At 61.0% G+C, this 15,752-nt stretch carries 12 protein-coding genes; 4 read left to right on the top strand and 8 right to left on the bottom strand.

Annotated features, from left to right (window positions below; all coding sequences use genetic code 11):
* Positions 1–46: 46 nt before the first annotated feature.
* The 3 genes from HHL09_RS07010 to HHL09_RS07000 are packed head-to-tail and all read right to left on the bottom strand — an operon-like array spanning position 47 to position 3,004.
* Positions 47–835, bottom strand: coding sequence for an ABC transporter ATP-binding protein (locus HHL09_RS07010; RefSeq protein ID WP_169453857.1), 789 nt, complete (start codon positions 833–835; stop codon positions 47–49).
* Positions 829–1,836, bottom strand: coding sequence for an ABC transporter permease (locus HHL09_RS07005; RefSeq protein ID WP_240963747.1), 1,008 nt, complete (start codon positions 1,834–1,836; stop codon positions 829–831). Before HHL09_RS07005 ends, HHL09_RS07010 begins: the two co-directional genes overlap by 7 nt.
* Before the next feature lies 1 nt (position 1,837).
* Positions 1,838–3,004 (bottom strand): ABC transporter substrate-binding protein, encoded by a 1,167-nt coding sequence (locus tag HHL09_RS07000; protein ID WP_169453855.1) that lies wholly within the window; start codon positions 3,002–3,004, stop codon positions 1,838–1,840.
* Positions 3,005–3,229: 225 nt separating this feature from the next.
* Between HHL09_RS07000 and HHL09_RS06995 the strand changes: the two genes are divergently transcribed.
* Complete coding sequence (locus HHL09_RS06995; RefSeq protein WP_169453854.1) at positions 3,230–3,538, top strand: hypothetical protein; 309 nt, start codon at positions 3,230–3,232, stop codon at positions 3,536–3,538.
* Positions 3,539–3,557: 19 nt separating this feature from the next.
* Here the strand turns inward: HHL09_RS06995 and purB are convergent, their stop codons facing one another.
* A complete protein-coding gene (purB, locus tag HHL09_RS06990; protein ID WP_240963746.1) occupies positions 3,558–4,976 on the bottom strand; it encodes an adenylosuccinate lyase in 1,419 nt (472 codons plus the stop codon).
* A 137-nt stretch (positions 4,977–5,113) separates the two neighbouring features.
* Between purB and HHL09_RS06985 the strand changes: the two genes are divergently transcribed.
* Positions 5,114–5,794 (top strand): YoaK family protein, encoded by a 681-nt coding sequence (locus HHL09_RS06985; RefSeq protein WP_169453852.1) that lies wholly within the window; start codon positions 5,114–5,116, stop codon positions 5,792–5,794.
* A 384-nt stretch (positions 5,795–6,178) separates the two neighbouring features.
* Complete coding sequence (locus HHL09_RS06980; RefSeq protein WP_169453851.1) at positions 6,179–8,701, top strand: beta-L-arabinofuranosidase domain-containing protein; 2,523 nt, start codon at positions 6,179–6,181, stop codon at positions 8,699–8,701.
* 80 nt (positions 8,702–8,781) lie between these two features.
* Here HHL09_RS06980 and HHL09_RS06975 read toward each other — a convergent pair whose 3' ends face one another.
* The 4 genes from HHL09_RS06975 to HHL09_RS06960 form a co-directional block, all read right to left on the bottom strand.
* A complete protein-coding gene (locus HHL09_RS06975) occupies positions 8,782–9,942 on the bottom strand; it encodes an OmpA family protein (RefSeq protein WP_169453850.1) in 1,161 nt (386 codons plus the stop codon).
* A gap of 100 nt (positions 9,943–10,042) precedes the next feature.
* Complete coding sequence (locus tag HHL09_RS06970; protein WP_169453849.1) at positions 10,043–10,678, bottom strand: HAD-IA family hydrolase; 636 nt, start codon at positions 10,676–10,678, stop codon at positions 10,043–10,045.
* Between the two features lie 100 nt (positions 10,679–10,778).
* The gene (gene tsaD / locus HHL09_RS06965) at positions 10,779–11,807 is read right to left on the bottom strand and encodes a tRNA (adenosine(37)-N6)-threonylcarbamoyltransferase complex transferase subunit TsaD (protein ID WP_169453848.1); all 1,029 of its coding nucleotides are present in this window, start codon (positions 11,805–11,807) and stop codon (positions 10,779–10,781) included.
* Positions 11,808–11,821: 14 nt separating this feature from the next.
* Entirely contained in the window at positions 11,822–13,027 is a 1,206-nt protein-coding gene (locus tag HHL09_RS06960; RefSeq protein WP_169453847.1) for a S41 family peptidase, read from the bottom strand.
* 175 nt (positions 13,028–13,202) lie between these two features.
* Between HHL09_RS06960 and HHL09_RS06955 the strand changes: the two genes are divergently transcribed.
* Positions 13,203–15,746, top strand: a complete 2,544-nt coding sequence (locus HHL09_RS06955) for a phosphocholine-specific phospholipase C (protein WP_169453846.1) — start codon at positions 13,203–13,205, stop codon at positions 15,744–15,746.
* Positions 15,747–15,752 lie beyond the last annotated feature (6 nt).

The following is a 15,752-nucleotide window of genomic DNA, read 5'->3' as shown; positions in this document are numbered from 1 at the left end:
CCCGGTGAGACACGCGGGTCGTCCGATCCTTAGGAGAGAATTGCCTTCAGTGCTCCTCGCCCGCGAAGTGCAGCATCTTCAGGATCCGAGCACGCAGCGCCAGGAACTCTGCCGAACTGCGATCCCGCGGCCGCTCCAGCTCCACCGGGATGATCTCCTCGATGCGGCCCGGACGTGGCGTCATGATCACGATCGAATCGCTCATGTAGATCGCTTCGTCGATGTCGTGGGTGACGAAGACCATCGTCGTGCCGCGTGCTTGCCACAGGCGCAGCACTTCGTCCTGCATGCGCATCCGCGTGAAGGCATCGAGCGCCCCCAGCGGCTCATCGAGCAGCAGGATCTGCGGATGATTGATCAGTGCGCGGGCGAGTGCGACGCGCTGTGCCATGCCGCCCGAGAGATGGTGCGGATACGCATCCGCGAAATTTTCCAAGCCCACCAAGCGGAGGAACTCGTCCACTTCTTGGCGCGTGTCTTTCCGCACGCCACGCGCAGTGGGTCCCGCTTGCAGATTCTTCCGGACCGTAAGCCAGGGGAAGAGATTCGGATCTTGGAAGACCAGGCCGCGGCTGGCGCAGGGCTTCGTGATCTTCTCCGTGCCCACCAGCAGTTCGCCGCTCCCCGGTGTTTCCAGCCCCGCGATCATCCGGAGCAGGGTGGACTTGCCACAGCCGCTGGGTCCCACCAGTGAAACAAGTTGGCCCGCCTTCACGGAGAGCGAAACATTGTCCAGTGCGGTGAATTCGCTACGGTCCGGCGAGAGGAAACGCTTGCTCACGCCATTGACCCGCAGCGCGGCGCCTTCGGCGACAGGATTGAGGCTGCTTACCATTTGATCGTTCCTTTCTGCCAAACGAGGACTCGGTCGCGCAGGGCGAAGAGGCAGGTCATGATTGTCGAGAAGAAGATCGCCATGATCCCTAGGGCGGCGAATACCTTGCCATACTCGGCCCACTCGCGCGCCCAGCCGAGATACCAGCCGAGACCGGATTTCACGCCGACCGTTTCCGCCACCACCAGCGTGAGGAAGGCGGCCCCGAGCCCCATGAAGAGACCCAGGAAGATATTCGGCATCGCGGCCGGAATTGCCACGCGGAAGATCAAATAGGACGGACGCGCGCCAAGGGTCCTCGCCACATCCAGATAGGAGGAGCGGGTGTTCGCGATTCCGGAGGCGGTGAGCATCGTCACCGGAAACCAGACTGCGATCGCGATCAGGCAGATGGCGGAGAGCGTTGCCGAAGGAGAAAGGATCAGCGCCAGCGGAATCCATGCGGTGGCAGGGATCGGGCCCACGATCTTCATCACCGGCATGCCCCAGTAGCGGGCCGTGCGGAACCACCCGATGCACACTCCGGTCACGATTCCTGCGAGCACGCCCAGCAAGTAGCCCCGGGCGAGCAGGAAGAGCGAATGATAGGTGCTCTCCCAGATCAGCGCGCGGTCATCGATTGCGCTCTGGAGGATCTTTGGCGGGCTCGGGAAGTAGGGCAGGGGCAGCAGCCGCAAGCCGGTTGTAACGATCTCGAAGCCAGCGAAAAGCAGAACGGCGGCGGAAAGAATGGGCCACATGTCCTTCATCCACCGGCGGAATGCGGGCAAGATGAATTGCAGGACCGCGGCCAGGAGGCCCAGCCCGCCCAAGCCTGCCAGGAAGATCGAATAGTTGCGCGTCTCCAGCACCGGTTCCTCGCGCGAGATTGCGGTGTGGATGCCGTAGGCGATGGCCACCGCTACGGGAAAGCCGATCTTTGCCAGCCAGCCCTTGTGGAGGGCAGGGGTGGCAGCGATGGCTTCGGTAGCGGCAGGCGCTACAGAGGAAGACTCAGCCATCTCACGGAGTAGTTTTGGCTGCCATTGCCTTGTTGCCGGCATTGCAGCAGGTCTTGATCTCGGTCGGGCTCCCGATGGTGGCCAACTCCTGCCTCACCAGTTCCCATTGGTTGGGCTGGATCTGGCCCATGGCGACCTTCTCGACCTCTTGGTCCTTGAGCCATTCGTCATTCACACCGGGATACTCGCGGTAGATCTTCTTCATCGCGTTATCGATGTCCATGTCCGGCTTGAGGATGCCGGCCCGCTTCATGCCCTCCGCGGCCCCGCGGATGGCTTCCTTGCCACCGGCGATGCTCGGGACGTAACGCAGTCGGCCGAGTGCCTCGGCGTTCAATTCCGGGTTCGAAGCGATGTATTTCTTCTCCACCGACATGACCGCTGCAGCGCGCGGATTGGTTTCGACCCACTTGGCTCCCTTCATGATGGCCTTGGTCACCGCCGCGGTCGCGTCGGGATTGATGTCGGCATACTTGCCATTGACGATCACGCCACAGCAGTACTCGGAAGCGTAGGGTTCATCGAGGGTCTGGTCGGCGATGTTCTGGACCTTCTTGTCCGCCAGAAGCAGCAGGCCGATCGGCTCGGAGTTTGCGATCGCGTCCACTTCGCCTTTCTCCAAGGCAAGTCCGAGTTCGGACGAGGGGAAGACTTTCCATTCGACGTCGTTGCGGGGATCGATGCCATTGTCGCCCAGCACCCGATTTGCGAAGATGAAAGGCGGGGTCCCCATGCCGGGTACGCCGATCCGTTTGCCCTTCAGATCCTGCACGGTCTTGATGTTGCCGCCCAGCGGGGCCTGCACCCGGAGGCAGCCGCGGTGAATGCCAGCAGTGAGCTTCACATCCAGCCCTTCCTCGATCGGTTTGAGGAAAGCCATGATTGGCTGATGCACCACATGGATGCTGCCGGTGCCGACGAGGTCCTTGAATTGACCCCACTCACATTTGACCAATTCCGCATCCAAGCCCTGCTCTTTGAAATAGCCTTTTTCAAAAGCCACGTAGAGCGGCGCCTCGCAGGTTAGGCCGATGTAGCCCACCTTGATTTTCGTAAGCCCATCGGCGGTTTTTTCGGCTTGAGCGGTCTTTGATTTGCAGCCGCTAAGCAAGGCGGCACCTGTCATGGCAAGTGCTAGGAATCGGAGCAGGGAGGGAAGCTTCCTCATGAGGAAAAGACACCGCAGCTCGTAGGGATTTGCAATCCCGGATGTTGGAAACGGAACCTTCGGTGTAGGGTCAAACGGATGTTCAAGATCAGCGACTTCAGGTTGATCGGGCTACGTGATTGCGTAATGGCCTTACCCTCAGGGTACCCTAATTCTCCACCCGCGCTGGGGAACCGTGAGATTCCCTGGCTCACCTCCCCAACCCAAACCTCCCCTAGCCCCCCGATGACGATCCAGAATTGGTTCGCCGACGCTCCCCCTTTGCCCTTTGTGCCCTTCAAAGGCGTAGCGAAGGAAGAATTGAGCGTGCTCTTCACCGGTTACAAGCCGCTCACCAACCGGCGGCGCGTTCCTCCCCGCCTTCAGCTGGCCCAAGCCCTGATGTGCTTCTGCGCCACCACCGCCGCCTTGATCGCCACTTCCCGTGAGGGAGAGCGGCGGATCACCGCATGGGCGCCCGTGGTCCAGCAGAAGATCGACACCGCGCTCGGCTCATCGAAGCAGCCGATCAGCCGCTTCGACAAGATCCGTTGAACCGTCAATCCGGCTACGCTTAGAGGATCGAGCCCGGCGAGTAAGCGGCACCATTCGGGTAGCGCTTCTCGATCGCGTTGATCTCGCGCTCGAAGTGCGTGATTTGCGCACGGGCGGCTCCGGCATTGCGCTCGCCTTCGGCCACGATCGCGGACAGTGCGGCTTCGTCGAGCGGGATGCGTTCGTCGTTCGCCAAGCGGGCGACAAGGTCGTTCACCGTGGTCTTGCCTGCGCGCAGGTCGTTCACCGTGGCCACGGCGTGCTCCTTGATAGCCTTGTGCGCGGTCTCGCGGCCAACGCCCGACTTCACGGCTTCCATCATGATGGTGGTGGTCATCAGGAAGGGCAGGTAATGGGCGTTTTCCTTCCCGATCACGGCCGGGTAGGCGTCCATTTGATCGAGGATCGTGAGATAGGTTTCGAAGAGACCGTCGATGGCGAAGAAGGCATCCGGCAGCATCACTCGGCGCACCACGGAGCAGGAGACGTCGCCTTCATTCCACTGGTCGCCTGCAAGGCCGGAGGCCATCGCCAGATAGCCCTTCAGGATCACGTGGAAGCCGTTCACGCGCTCGCAGGAGCGGGAGTTCATCTTGTGCGGCATCGCGCTGGAGCCGGTCTGGCCCGGGGCGAAGCCTTCGCTGGCGGTCTCGTGGCCAGCCATCAGACGCAGCGTGCGGCAGAAGGAAGAAGGACCGCTGGCCAGATCCGTGAGCACGGAGACCACGCGGAAATCGAGTGAGCGTGGATAGACCTGGCCGACATTCGTCCACACGCAGGGCATGCCCAGGTGGGTGACGACGCGCTTCTCCAGATCGAGGACCTGTGAGGCATCGCCGTTGAAAAGGGAAAGTTGGTCCATCTGCGTGCCGACCGCGCCCTTCAGGCCGCGGACCGGGTAGCGGGCGATGACATCTTCCAGCGCGTGGAAGGCGGTGAGCATTTCCTCGCCGAACATCGCGATGCGTTTACCCAGCGTGGTCGGCTGCGCGGCGACGTTGTGGGTCCGGGCGGTGATAACGAGATCGGCCCATTGCTCGGCGCGGCAGCGCAGGCGGCGAAGCACGGCCACCGACTTGTCGCGGATTGCCAGCAGGGAACGGTAAACCTGGAGCTGCTCCACGTTTTCCGTGAGATCCCGGGAGGTCATGCCCTTGTGGATGTGCTCGTGGCCGGCAAGGTCGTTGAATTCCTCGATCCGGGCCTTCACGTCATGGCGGGTCACCCGCTCGCGGGCCATGATGGAGCCGGGATCGACGCTGTCCTTCGCCTTCTCGTAGGCGGCGATGGCTTCTTCCGGGATGTCCAGGCCGAGATCCCGCTGGGCCTTCATCACCGCGATCCAGAATTCACGCTCCAGCACGATGCGGCCTTCGGCGGACCAGATGGCTTGCAGGGCAGGGGAGGCGTAGCGTTCGGCAAGGACGTTCGGAATCACGGCGGGGAGTAGCGGGCAGGCGCTGGCGGCGTGCAAGGGGAAATTGGTTCGGGCCCGGCAGCACCGGGGATTGCGGGCCCTCCGCGGGCTTTGTAACATCTGACGGTAATGAAAAGAGAGGTCGCGCCGGCTTGCCCATGAGCGGGGAGTCCCTCCATCCAAGGCCTGCCTGGGTTCTTTCCGGCGGCTGCATCCTTGCCTTCCTGGCGGCGGCGGTGAATGCCGATTTCATGCTCGGGCTCGGCGTTTCCGTGAGCCACCTCACCGGGGATCTCTCCCGGATCACGGCGGAGGCGGTAAAAGCCGGGGATCTCTGGTCCGGTGAGGCAGCCCTGCTCTGCCTCTCGGTTGCCGGATTCGTGGGTGGGGCTGCCACCTCCGGCTATTTCATCCATCACCCGAATCTCCAGCTGGCGCGGCCTTATGGGCGATCCATGGTGTTTATCGGCCTGCTGCTGATGGCGACCCGTTTGCTGCAGTCTCAGTCCTTGCAGCTGACCTGTTTCGTGGCCGCTTGGGCCTGCGGGATGCAGAACGCGCTCGCGACCCGCTACCGGGGGCTTATCCTCAGAACCACGCACATCACCGGCCTGCTCACGGATCTAGGGCAGTTGATCGGGATGCGGTTGCGGGGCCATCCCGTCGAAAGCTGGAAAATCGGCACCCCCTTCGTGCTCGCCCTCTCCTTCGCCACGGGTGCCGCAGTGGGAGCCATTCTGAAGCTTAAAACCGGGATTCCCGTACCGCTGGTCTGCGGGGCGGTCTATGTGGTAGGCGGCTTGGTGTGGTCGGTCGTGAAACGGAAGCTGCGCGGTTAAGCCGACTCCTTCCTGCCAACGGTCGTCACCTGTTCGAAGTTCGGAGAACAGCCGAGCCTCAACTCACCCACGGCATGCAATGGGGACCACTGGACTTGGTTCAGAATGCCCCGCTGCTCAGGCAGACTCCCTGCATGTCGCTTCTTTTCCTCCGTGCTCTTCCCCTCCGGTATCCACCCGATGTCCTGCCGGATCGCCTGTTATTTTCCCTGTTTTAACAGGCTTAACAGGCGCTCATCGCCACCCCATTGCACGCGGTTGATTTGTCTCTCCGGGAAGTGAATCTTCCGGCCACGCTGGCTTGGAGAAGTTGTCCAACAGGTCAAACAAGTTTGAAATATGAAGGAAGGAAGCTCAGCATCGCTCCGTAATGCCGCCGCGCCTATGAAGCCTTCGATCACATTCGCCATCGCTACCCCTCTTGTCCTTTTGGGCCTCGTCGCCTTTGCCAATCCGGTCACCAAGGCTGCTCCGAACAAGACCCCGCTCCAGCCGGGGCATTTCACCGCCTTGCCACTCGGCAGCGTCAAACCGAAAGGCTGGTTGAAGCACCAGCTTGAGCTGCAGCGCGATGGCCTGACAGGCCATGCTCCTGAATTGCTGGAGGCCGCCGGGCCGGACAATGCCTGGCGCGGAGGAAAAGGGGAAAACTGGGAAAAGGGCCCCTACTACCTGAAGGGCCTCGTCTCCTTGGCCTGGGGGCTCGATGACGCGAAGCTGAAGGCGGAAGCGACGAAGTGGATGGATGGTATCCTTTCCAGCCAACGCGCGGATGGCTTCTACGGCCCCGAGAACAATCCCGATTGGTGGCCGCGCATGGTGGTGAACCATCTCCTTCGCGACTTCTATGAGGCCACCGGCGATGAGCGCGTCATCCCATTCCTCACGAAGTACTACGCGCACATGAATTCCGCGCTCGATAGCCGGCCGCTTCAGGATTGGGGCAAGGCCCGTTCCGGCGACGAAATCGAAACAGTCTTCTGGCTTTTCAATCGCACCGGCGACGAGTCCTTGCTGACCCTTTCCGACAAGCTCGCGAAGCAGGCCTACGCTTGGACGGATATCTTCACGAACAACCGCTTCCTCGAGTTCGGCGATGATTTTCAGCCGAAGCACAACGTGAACGTGCCGCAGGCCCTGAAGATGCCAGCGGTTTACTCGCTTCGCTCGAACAGCGAGGCCGACCGCAAGGCCTATGCCGCCGGTCTCGCCAATCTGGACCGTGATCACGGCCTCGCGGTGGGGATCAATTCCGGCACCGAGTTCCTCGCCGGCTCCTCTCCCAGCCAGGGCATCGAGCTCTGCTCCGTGGTGGAGCGGATGCTGAGCGATGCCAGCGTGCTGCGGGTGCTCGGCGACGCTTCGATTGGCGATAGCCTCGAGCGCATGGCCTACAACGCCTTGCCCGGGTCGGTATCCGAGGACATTCACCAGCACGTCTACTACTGCCTGCCGAACAACGTCATCGCGAAGCGCGCCGCGAAGGGCTATAACCAAGACTACGATAACGGTAGTACTCCGGGCCCCATCTCAGGCTTCCAGTGCTGCTGCTACAATTTCCACATGGGTTGGCCGAAATTCGTGCAGAATTCCTGGGCTGCCACTCCCGACAACGGCCTAGCCATGCTGGCGATCGCGCCGACCGAAGTCACCGCGACGGTGGGTGAGGGGAAGAAAGTCACGCTGTTGGCGGAGACAAACTACCCCTTCATGGAGAACGTCCGCATCCGCGTCTCGAGCGAGGGTGAGGCGGCCTTCCCGCTTTCCCTGCGAATCCCGGGTTGGTGCGATGACGCGAGCATCACGGTCAATGGCCAGGCTGAACCCGCTCCGAAGGCGGATAGCTTCGCCACCCTCAAGCGCACTTGGAAGAAGGGCGATGAGATCATCCTGAAGCTGCCCATGAAGCTGCGCGTGCAGCCGGGCGTGAATGGCAGCGTCTCCGTGCATCGCGGGCCGCTGGTGTATGCGCTCGGCATCAAGGAGCGCCGCGAAAGCTTTGCGAAGGCGCGGATTCCGGGCTTCGAGTCGTATGAGCTCTACCCGCAGTCGGATTGGAACTATGGCCTCGTGATTGATCCGGCAAATCCCGCTGCGTCCATCGAGGTGAAGGTCGGCGAAATGCCGGAAAACCCCTTCGAACGGGGCAAGACGCCGGTGACGCTGGTGGCGCGTGCCAAGAAGATCAAGGGCTGGACCATGGCAGTGAACGGTGCCGTGGCTCAGGATCCGCCGCTTTCCCCGGTGGCTTCGGATGCGCCGGAAGAAAAGATCCAGCTGGTGCCTTTCGGTGCAGGAATGCTGCGCCTTACCAGTCTCCCGGTGATCGGGAAGCCTGCCACGCCTCCGGAGTCCTTCGCGGATGATTTCACCGATGGCGATTTCCAAGGCTGGAACGTCTACGGCGGTGGCTGGTACGTGCGCGATGGCGCCCTGCACTGCGCCTCGAATGCGAATTCCTTCAGCTACGGATTGAATGGTGTGAAGGCAGTGGTTCCGGCCACGGTCTTCAAGGATCTGGTCTATGATGCCAAGGTCACCCTGAACGACTCGGGAGATGGCGGCGTGATCTTCCGCGTGAACGACGCATCGATCGGTGCGGACAACTACCGCGGCTACTATGCCGGCATCAGTGCCGAGAAGAACCAGGTCGTGCTAGGCAAGGCGGACAACAAGTGGACCGAGATCAAGGCCGTTCCGCTTCGATTGAAAGCCGGCGAAGCCCACACGATCCGCGTCGAGGCGGAAGGTCCTTCCATCCGTGTCTTCGTGGATGACATGGATACTCCGGTGATTGAAGCCGAGGACGGCAGCTTCACCGAAGGTGCCATCGGTGTCCGCCGCTATGTCACCCGTGCGGAGAAGAATCCCGCTGCCTTCACCGGCATCAAGGCGAGCTCGCTTTGATGGGCACTGCTTCCTAACAAAACAGCGGCCCGGGATGCCCGGGCCGCTGTCTTTTGTTTAAGCTTGGTTGGATCCGTCTCTCAGTTGTTCGTCTTCGGGACGATCTGCCAGACCTCGCTGATCTGGTTGCGCTCCGGGAACTTCGAACCGAAGCGATCGGTCTGGCCGAGGTAAGCGGCTTGGACGCGTTGTCCCGGCTTCTTCGCTTCGTCAAGCACCTTGGCCACTGCGGTGGCACGTTCGGAAGAGAGGGTGCGGTTGGAATCCACGTTGCCTGTTTCCGACGCGTAGCCGATCACGATCAACAGCGCATTGTCCGGAGCCTCGGCTGCGAAGCCCGCGATCTTGGTGTGGATCTCCGGAGGAATGTCGGAGGAACCGGTTGGGAACTCGATCCGATCCAGCACGTTGGCGCCCATCTTCGCGCCATACTGGCTGTAGGCTGCGCTGATCTCGGAATCCGGCTTGTTCTCGAGTTCGCGCAGGCTGCGGAACAGTTCGACCGCTTCCTTGAAGAGCTGCGACTCGGTGCCTGCGAAGAGCGAGGCTTGCGAAAGTCGCGACTCGAGTTCAGCCAAGCGGGCCTTCAGCGAATCACGATCGGCGATCACGGTGTTCAGGCGAGCCTGTAGTTCGCCCGGGCCTTCCTTCAGGCGGCGGACTTCGTCACCGAGGGAGATGACCCGCTTGTTGGCGGCGTCGAGCTGCGTGCGGAGAGTTGATGCTTCCGATCCGTCGATAAGCGCACGGCCCAACTTCTCTTCGGACTTCGCCAGTTGATCGCGAAGAATGCCTTGGAGCTTCAAGGACTCGGTGTAGTCTTGGTTCAGCTTGTCCATCTCCGCGTCCTTCTTGGCGATCAAGTCGGGAACGCTCTTGGCCAAGGCTACCAGCGTCGCCGCATCCTCGGTAATGCGGGCGGCCACTTCGTCCGCCGACTTTGCAGTCTGGCCGTACATCGGAGAGAGACCCAGCTTCTGGCGCTCCGTGTTGACGCTTTCTTGAAGCATCTGGATGCGGGCCCGCGCATCGCGCAGCGCCGGATCGTCTTTCTCATCCTTGGTGTCCGGCACGGCAGGCCGCGAGCGGATGGCGGAAGCAATTAGCACGCCGACCAAGGTCACCGCGATGAAGCCCATCGCCAGCACGGAAGTCGGCAAGGTTGTGGTCGACTTCGGCGTTTCGGCAGGCGTTTCGTGAGGCAGATGTTCCTTCTCGGGATCAGGAGGCAGCTCGGACATGCCGGAGATTGGGCAAGGTCCCGGGAAAATGTCGAACCCGGAAATTGCTCACCTGACCGCAGCCCGCACAACTACCCCGGGAGCCGCAGGCCCAAGATCCTTAAGATCCTGGAACCAATTCCAACAACTCCGACGGGGTTGAAACCACGTGGGTAGGAGTCTCCGCTTCCAAGGATTCGGTGGAATTGAAACCCCAGGTGACAGCCGCAATGGCGATCCCAGCCTTCTTGGAAGCCTTGATGTCACGGATCTCGTCGCCCACGTAGAGCATCTCGTCGGCGCGCACGGAGAAGGTCTTCTGGATCGCCTTCAAGTGCTTCGATTTGCCGGTGAGCTTCGAGGTCGATGAAATGAAATCGAAGTGTTCCCGCAATCCGTGGGCACGCAGGAACAGATCCACATTGGCCGTGGCATTCGAGGTCAGGATGCCGAACGCCTGCGCCCGGGCTCGCATCTCCGGTAGGATATCGCTGATTCCCGGAATCAGGGGCAGCTTGGTAATATTCCCCCGCATTAGCGCTGTCCCGCGGGACAGCAGTGAGGGTACCCGGCGCTTCGGGATATCCAGATGATCGAGCAACTCCAGCAGCGAGAAATGCCGGAGGTTGGGCAGTTCCTCGGCGGAGACTTCCCGCAGCTTGTAGTCGCCCGCCAAGCTGTTGTAGATCCGGCGGCTCTCCTCCAGCGTGTCCGCAAGGGTGCCGTCAAAGTCGAAGATGATCGTCCGATAGGCCATCAAGAAAGATACTTTGGAAACTCAACACGCAATCCCCCGGAGCGGAAAAGCAAAAAGCAACCCCGCAGGCTTTCGTCACCGTTGCGCCAAATTACCAGGGTTAGGAAGCTGCTAGCCTCAGATTAGGATCAATATCTGCATCTAGCGGCGAGGTTTTGCCTTCGAAGGCATGGAGCAGAGCAGCGAAGGCGATCATCGCGGCATTGTCCGTACAGAGGCCAGGAGTAGCGGTGGCAAGGGTGATTCCTTCACGCCTGCATGCTTCTTCGAACGCGGATCTCAGGGTCTTGTTCAGGCTGACGCCGCCGGACAGGGCGATGGTCTTCCTCCCTGCGTGACGGGCTGCGCGGAGAGTCTTGGTCACCAAGACATCAATGACCGCTTCTTGGAAGGAAGCACAGAGATCGGCAAGGTCTTCGCGCAAGGGGGTGCCGGATTCCGGGTTGCGCTGGGATAGCGTATAGAGCACCGCGGTTTTCAGGCCGGAAAAGGAGAAGTCGAATCCGGGCTCCTTCATCATCGAGCGCGGGAAGGTGAAGGCCTCTTTGTTTCCCGTGGCCGCAGCACGCTCGATCTCCGGGCCGCCGGGGTAGGGGAGTCCGAGCATCTTCGCGACCTTGTCGAAAGCTTCACCTGCGGCGTCGTCACGCGTCCCGCCGAGCTTGCGGTAGTTCCCGGGGCTTTCGACATCGAGAAGCAGCGTGTGTCCTCCCGAAACGATCAATGCGAGATGGGGCGGCACGACGCCGGTTTCCACGAAGGGCGAGAGCAAGTGGCCCTCGAGATGATTCACCGCGAGGAAGGGCTTTCTAGCGGCTGCCGCCATGGCTTTGGCGGCGGTGGCTCCGATAAGGAGGGAGGAGGCGAGGCCGGGGCCGGACGTTGCGGCGAAGACATCGATTTGAGCCATCGTCGCACCGGCATGCGTGAGAGCCTGTTCTACCAAAGGTCGCAAGTGCAGCGAGTGATTCCGGGAAGCGATCTCCGGAACCACGCCTCCATAAACACGGTGAAGCTCGATCTGTGAGGCGATCTCGGAAGCAAGGACGGTGGCCGGTTGTCCGGGTTCGCCGGCCAGGATGGCGACCGCGGTTTCGTCGCAGGATGACTCGATGGCGAGAAGCAGCATGGGTCTGTGCTCGTTCACTTGGCTTCCCCCGAGGCTGCCTTCAATACCGGATCTTCCCAGCCGTCGAGTTTCTTCGACTCGTCCTGTGTCAGGGTGCTGCGACGGAAGGACAGCGCCATATTCTCTCGATCCTGATCGGAGAACTTCACTTCCAGATCCGGCTTGATGCCCACGCGGTGGGGTGTGCGTCCTGACGGCGTATGATACGTGGCGATGGTCAGGCGCAATGCAGTGCCGCCACCCATCGGAATGATGTTCTGTACTGAGCCTTTTCCGTAACTCGTTTCTCCGACGATGCGTGCGCGCTTCAAATCCTGCAGGGTACCCGAAGTGAGTTCCGAGGCGGAAGCGGACATGTGATCGATCAGGACATCCATCGGGTAGTCCCGTTTGCGGCGCTGGCGCTCGGGGGTTTTCAAGGGTTCGCCTTGGACTTCTCCTCCGCGACCTTGGGTGGTCACCACCGCGGTATTCGGCGGCACGAAGAGGCCCAGAATCTGAACCGTCTGATGAAGATCGCCGCCGGGGTTTCCCCGGAGGTCGAGGATCAGCTTCTTCATGCCCTTGTCTTCCAATTCATCGACCGCTGCTTCCATCTCGCGTGCGCAGTTACCCATGAATGAGGCCAAGCGGATGTAGCCGGTCTTGCCATCTGCGAGCAGCTTCGCGTCGGTAACGCTCCTTTCCTCGACCGCCATGTGAACAAGCTCGACATCGATAGGCTTCGGTTCGGTCACCGACTTGACCTTGAGGGTGGTCTTCGCGCCCGGTGGCTTTTTCAGGGATTCAATCAATTCCCCGATGGGTGCAGGCTTCTTGCCATCGACCTCGAGGATCTGCGAATTGGGCAACAGCCCGGCGCGTGATCCCGGTGTCGCGGGTGCGACGTTCGCGATGTATGGCCCGTCATCGCGCACACCGAAAGTGATGCCGAGAGAAGGGACGTAAGGATCCAGCTTGGGATCCTTTTCCATCGCCTGAGCCATCTCGGGATGGATGAAGCTCGAGAAGGGATCGAGGCTGGAAAGCATGCCATCCAGCGCGTGGTTCACCAAACGGTCGTACTCGACCTTGTCCGCATCCGGATGCCGCTGGCGGACCTGCTCCAACACCTTTACGAAACGCTCGATCGCCGGATAGGCGGCCTCGTCCGGGTCGGGAGGTTTTACCTCTTCGGCGGTCGAAAGCATCGGAATGAGCAGCAAAGGCAGCCAGCGCATGGGAAAAGCATGCGAAAGGACGCCGGGAGGTGGGAAGAGCAATCGCAGGCGTGCCCGGGCTTGTCGAAATGCCGAATCTTCCTTTCGGAAACGCAATTTTCCCGGAGCCCTTGAAAGGAAGGTCAAAGGGTGGCCTTAGTCGGTCAGTCGCTTTTTCGCGGCAGCCCTCTTCGAGATGATTTCCAGACGAGAATTCCTGCGCCGTGCCAGCCTCCTTTCCGGAGGTCTTGGGGCCATGTCGGTTGTGCCGCCTTCGATTCTCAAGGCGGCGGGCATCGAGCCGGCGGAGGGCAGCACATTCCTGGATGCGGAACACGTGGTCATCCTGATGCAGGAAAACCGCTCGTTTGATCATGCTTTCGGAACCCTGCGCGGAGTCCGGGGATTTGATGATCCGCGGGCGATCACGATTCCCGGCGGCAAACCGGTCTGGCTGCAGACGGATGTAAAGGGTGACACCTACGCGCCCTTCGGCCTGAAGATCCACGAGTCCAGTTCTACCTGGATGAGCTGTCTCCCGCACAGCCGCTACGCGGAGGTCGCGGCTGGCAATGATGGCAAACATGACCGCTGGCTGCCGGTAATGAAATCGGGCATTGCGGAATATGCGGAGATGCCGCTGACCCTGGGCTACTACGATCGCGGAGACATTCCCTTTTACTATGCTTTCGCCGATGCCTTCACGGTGTGCGATCAGCACTTCTGCTCCCTGCAAACTTCCACGACGCCGAACCGGCTCTACCTCTGGACCGGCACCAGCCGCGATCCCCGCGATCCGAATTCTGCGGCACTGCTGAGCAATGACGAAGCGGATCACGACACGCATCCCGATTGGCCAACCTTCCCGGAGCGTCTGGAGGCACACGGCATCCCGTGGAAGATCTATCAGAACGAGGTGGACTTTCCCACCGGGCTCTCGCCGCTCGCCGCTTCCTGGCTGGCGAACTTCGGCGACAATCCGATGGAATACTTCGCGCAGTATCACGTGGAATTTTCCCCGCTTCGCCTTGCCGATCTTCAAGCACGGCTCGATCTCTTGCAGAAGCAACTTGAAGCCCCGCCGGATGCGGCGCTTTCTCCGGAAGAGGTGGTGACCCGACGCGAAGGCATCGAACGCAAAATCGTCGCCATTTCCTTGGAGTTGGAGCGCTGCTCTCCCGAAAATTTCGCCAAGCTTCCTGCACGTGAACAAAGCATCCACCGGAAGGCCTTTACCACGAATACCGGTGATCCTGCCTACCGTGAGCTCGCCACGCTTGGTTATCTGGAGGGAGAAGAGCAGAGGGAAGTGACGATCCCTGCGGGGGATATCTTCCACCAGTTCCGCAAGGATGTGGACGAGGGCAAGCTTCCAACCGTGTCCTGGTTGGTGGCGCCGGAGAACTTTTCCGATCACCCCTCCGCCCCGTGGTATGGGGCGTGGTACGTTTCAGAGGTGCTGGATATCCTGACGAAGAACCCGGAGGTCTGGAAGAAGACGATCTTCATCCTGACCTACGATGAGAATGACGGCTATTTCGATCATGTCCCTCCCTTCACCGCTCCTCATCCCGATTTTCCGAGCACTGGTATCGCTTCGTCAGGGATCGATACCCATTTGGAATTCGACAAGCGGGGGAATCCCCTGGGCCTCGGCTACCGGGTGCCGATGGTGATTGCCTCGCCATGGAGTCGTGGCGGAAACGTGTGCTCGGAGGTTTTCGACCATACCTCCGTGCTGCAATTCCTAGAACTCTTCCTCAGCCACAAGACAGGAGAGGAGGTCCGGGAAACGAACATCGGTTCGTGGCGTCGTGCGGTCTGTGGAGACCTGACTTCGGCCTTCCGTCCGCACGGCGGTGAGGGGGACGTGAATCCCTTGCCGGTGAAGCTCGACGCTTTCGTGGAAGGAATTCACCGCGCGTCGTTCATGGAGCCTCCGGTGGGCTTCAAGGCGCTCGGCGACGAGGAGATTCGCGATGTGCTTGAGAATCCCTGGTCTTCAGTTCATTTGCCGCGGCAAGAGCCGGGACTGCGTCCTTCCTGTGCCTTGCCTTACGAGTTGCTGGCAGAAGGGAAATTGAACCGGGGAGCGGGATCCTTCGAGGTGATGTTTGAGGTGGCCGAGAGTCGCAGTGGAAAAAAGGCTGCTGGAGCACCTTTCCAAGTCTATGCGCCGGGCGCGACTCATCCCGATGATGCCGCCTCCTACACGGATGCGCCAGCTCCCTTGGAGGAAGCGAGGCGGTGGGCCTTCGCGGTGCGGACCGGTGAGAAGCTTTCTTATTCGTGGCCCTTGGTCCGCTTCGAAGAGGAGCGCTACTTTCTTCGTGCCTACGGTCCGAACGGATTCTTCCGCGAGTATGGCGGGGATGCTTCGGATCCCGAACTGCTGCTGGCTTCAGGTTATTCCGGGGGAAGGCTCCTCTTGCGCGTAGCGAATCTCGGGAGTGTTCCGCTCGAGCTGGAACTCAAGGACCATGCCTACGGTGCGGGGATCTCGCGACGAAGCTTTGCTCCCGGATCGGACGAGACCCTGTCATTTGATCTCACGGCGAGCCATCGCTGGTATGACTTGGGTGTGGCCATTACGGGCTCTCCTCGCTTCTCCCGCCGTTTTGCGGGTCGGGTGGAGACCGGAGAGCATGGTATGAGCGATCCCCTCATTGGCCGTAGTGGCGCGGCCACTGCCGGAAATCCGCGCCCGGATTCTCCTGATCCGGGCCAGCGGAGAGAGTGAAGGTGA

This window comes from Luteolibacter luteus (assembly GCF_012913485.1).
In the GTDB taxonomy this organism is placed as follows: domain Bacteria; phylum Verrucomicrobiota; class Verrucomicrobiia; order Verrucomicrobiales; family Akkermansiaceae; genus Haloferula; species Haloferula lutea.
Note: the sequence above shows the minus strand (reverse complement) of the source record. Positions and strands in the feature narration are given on the sequence as shown.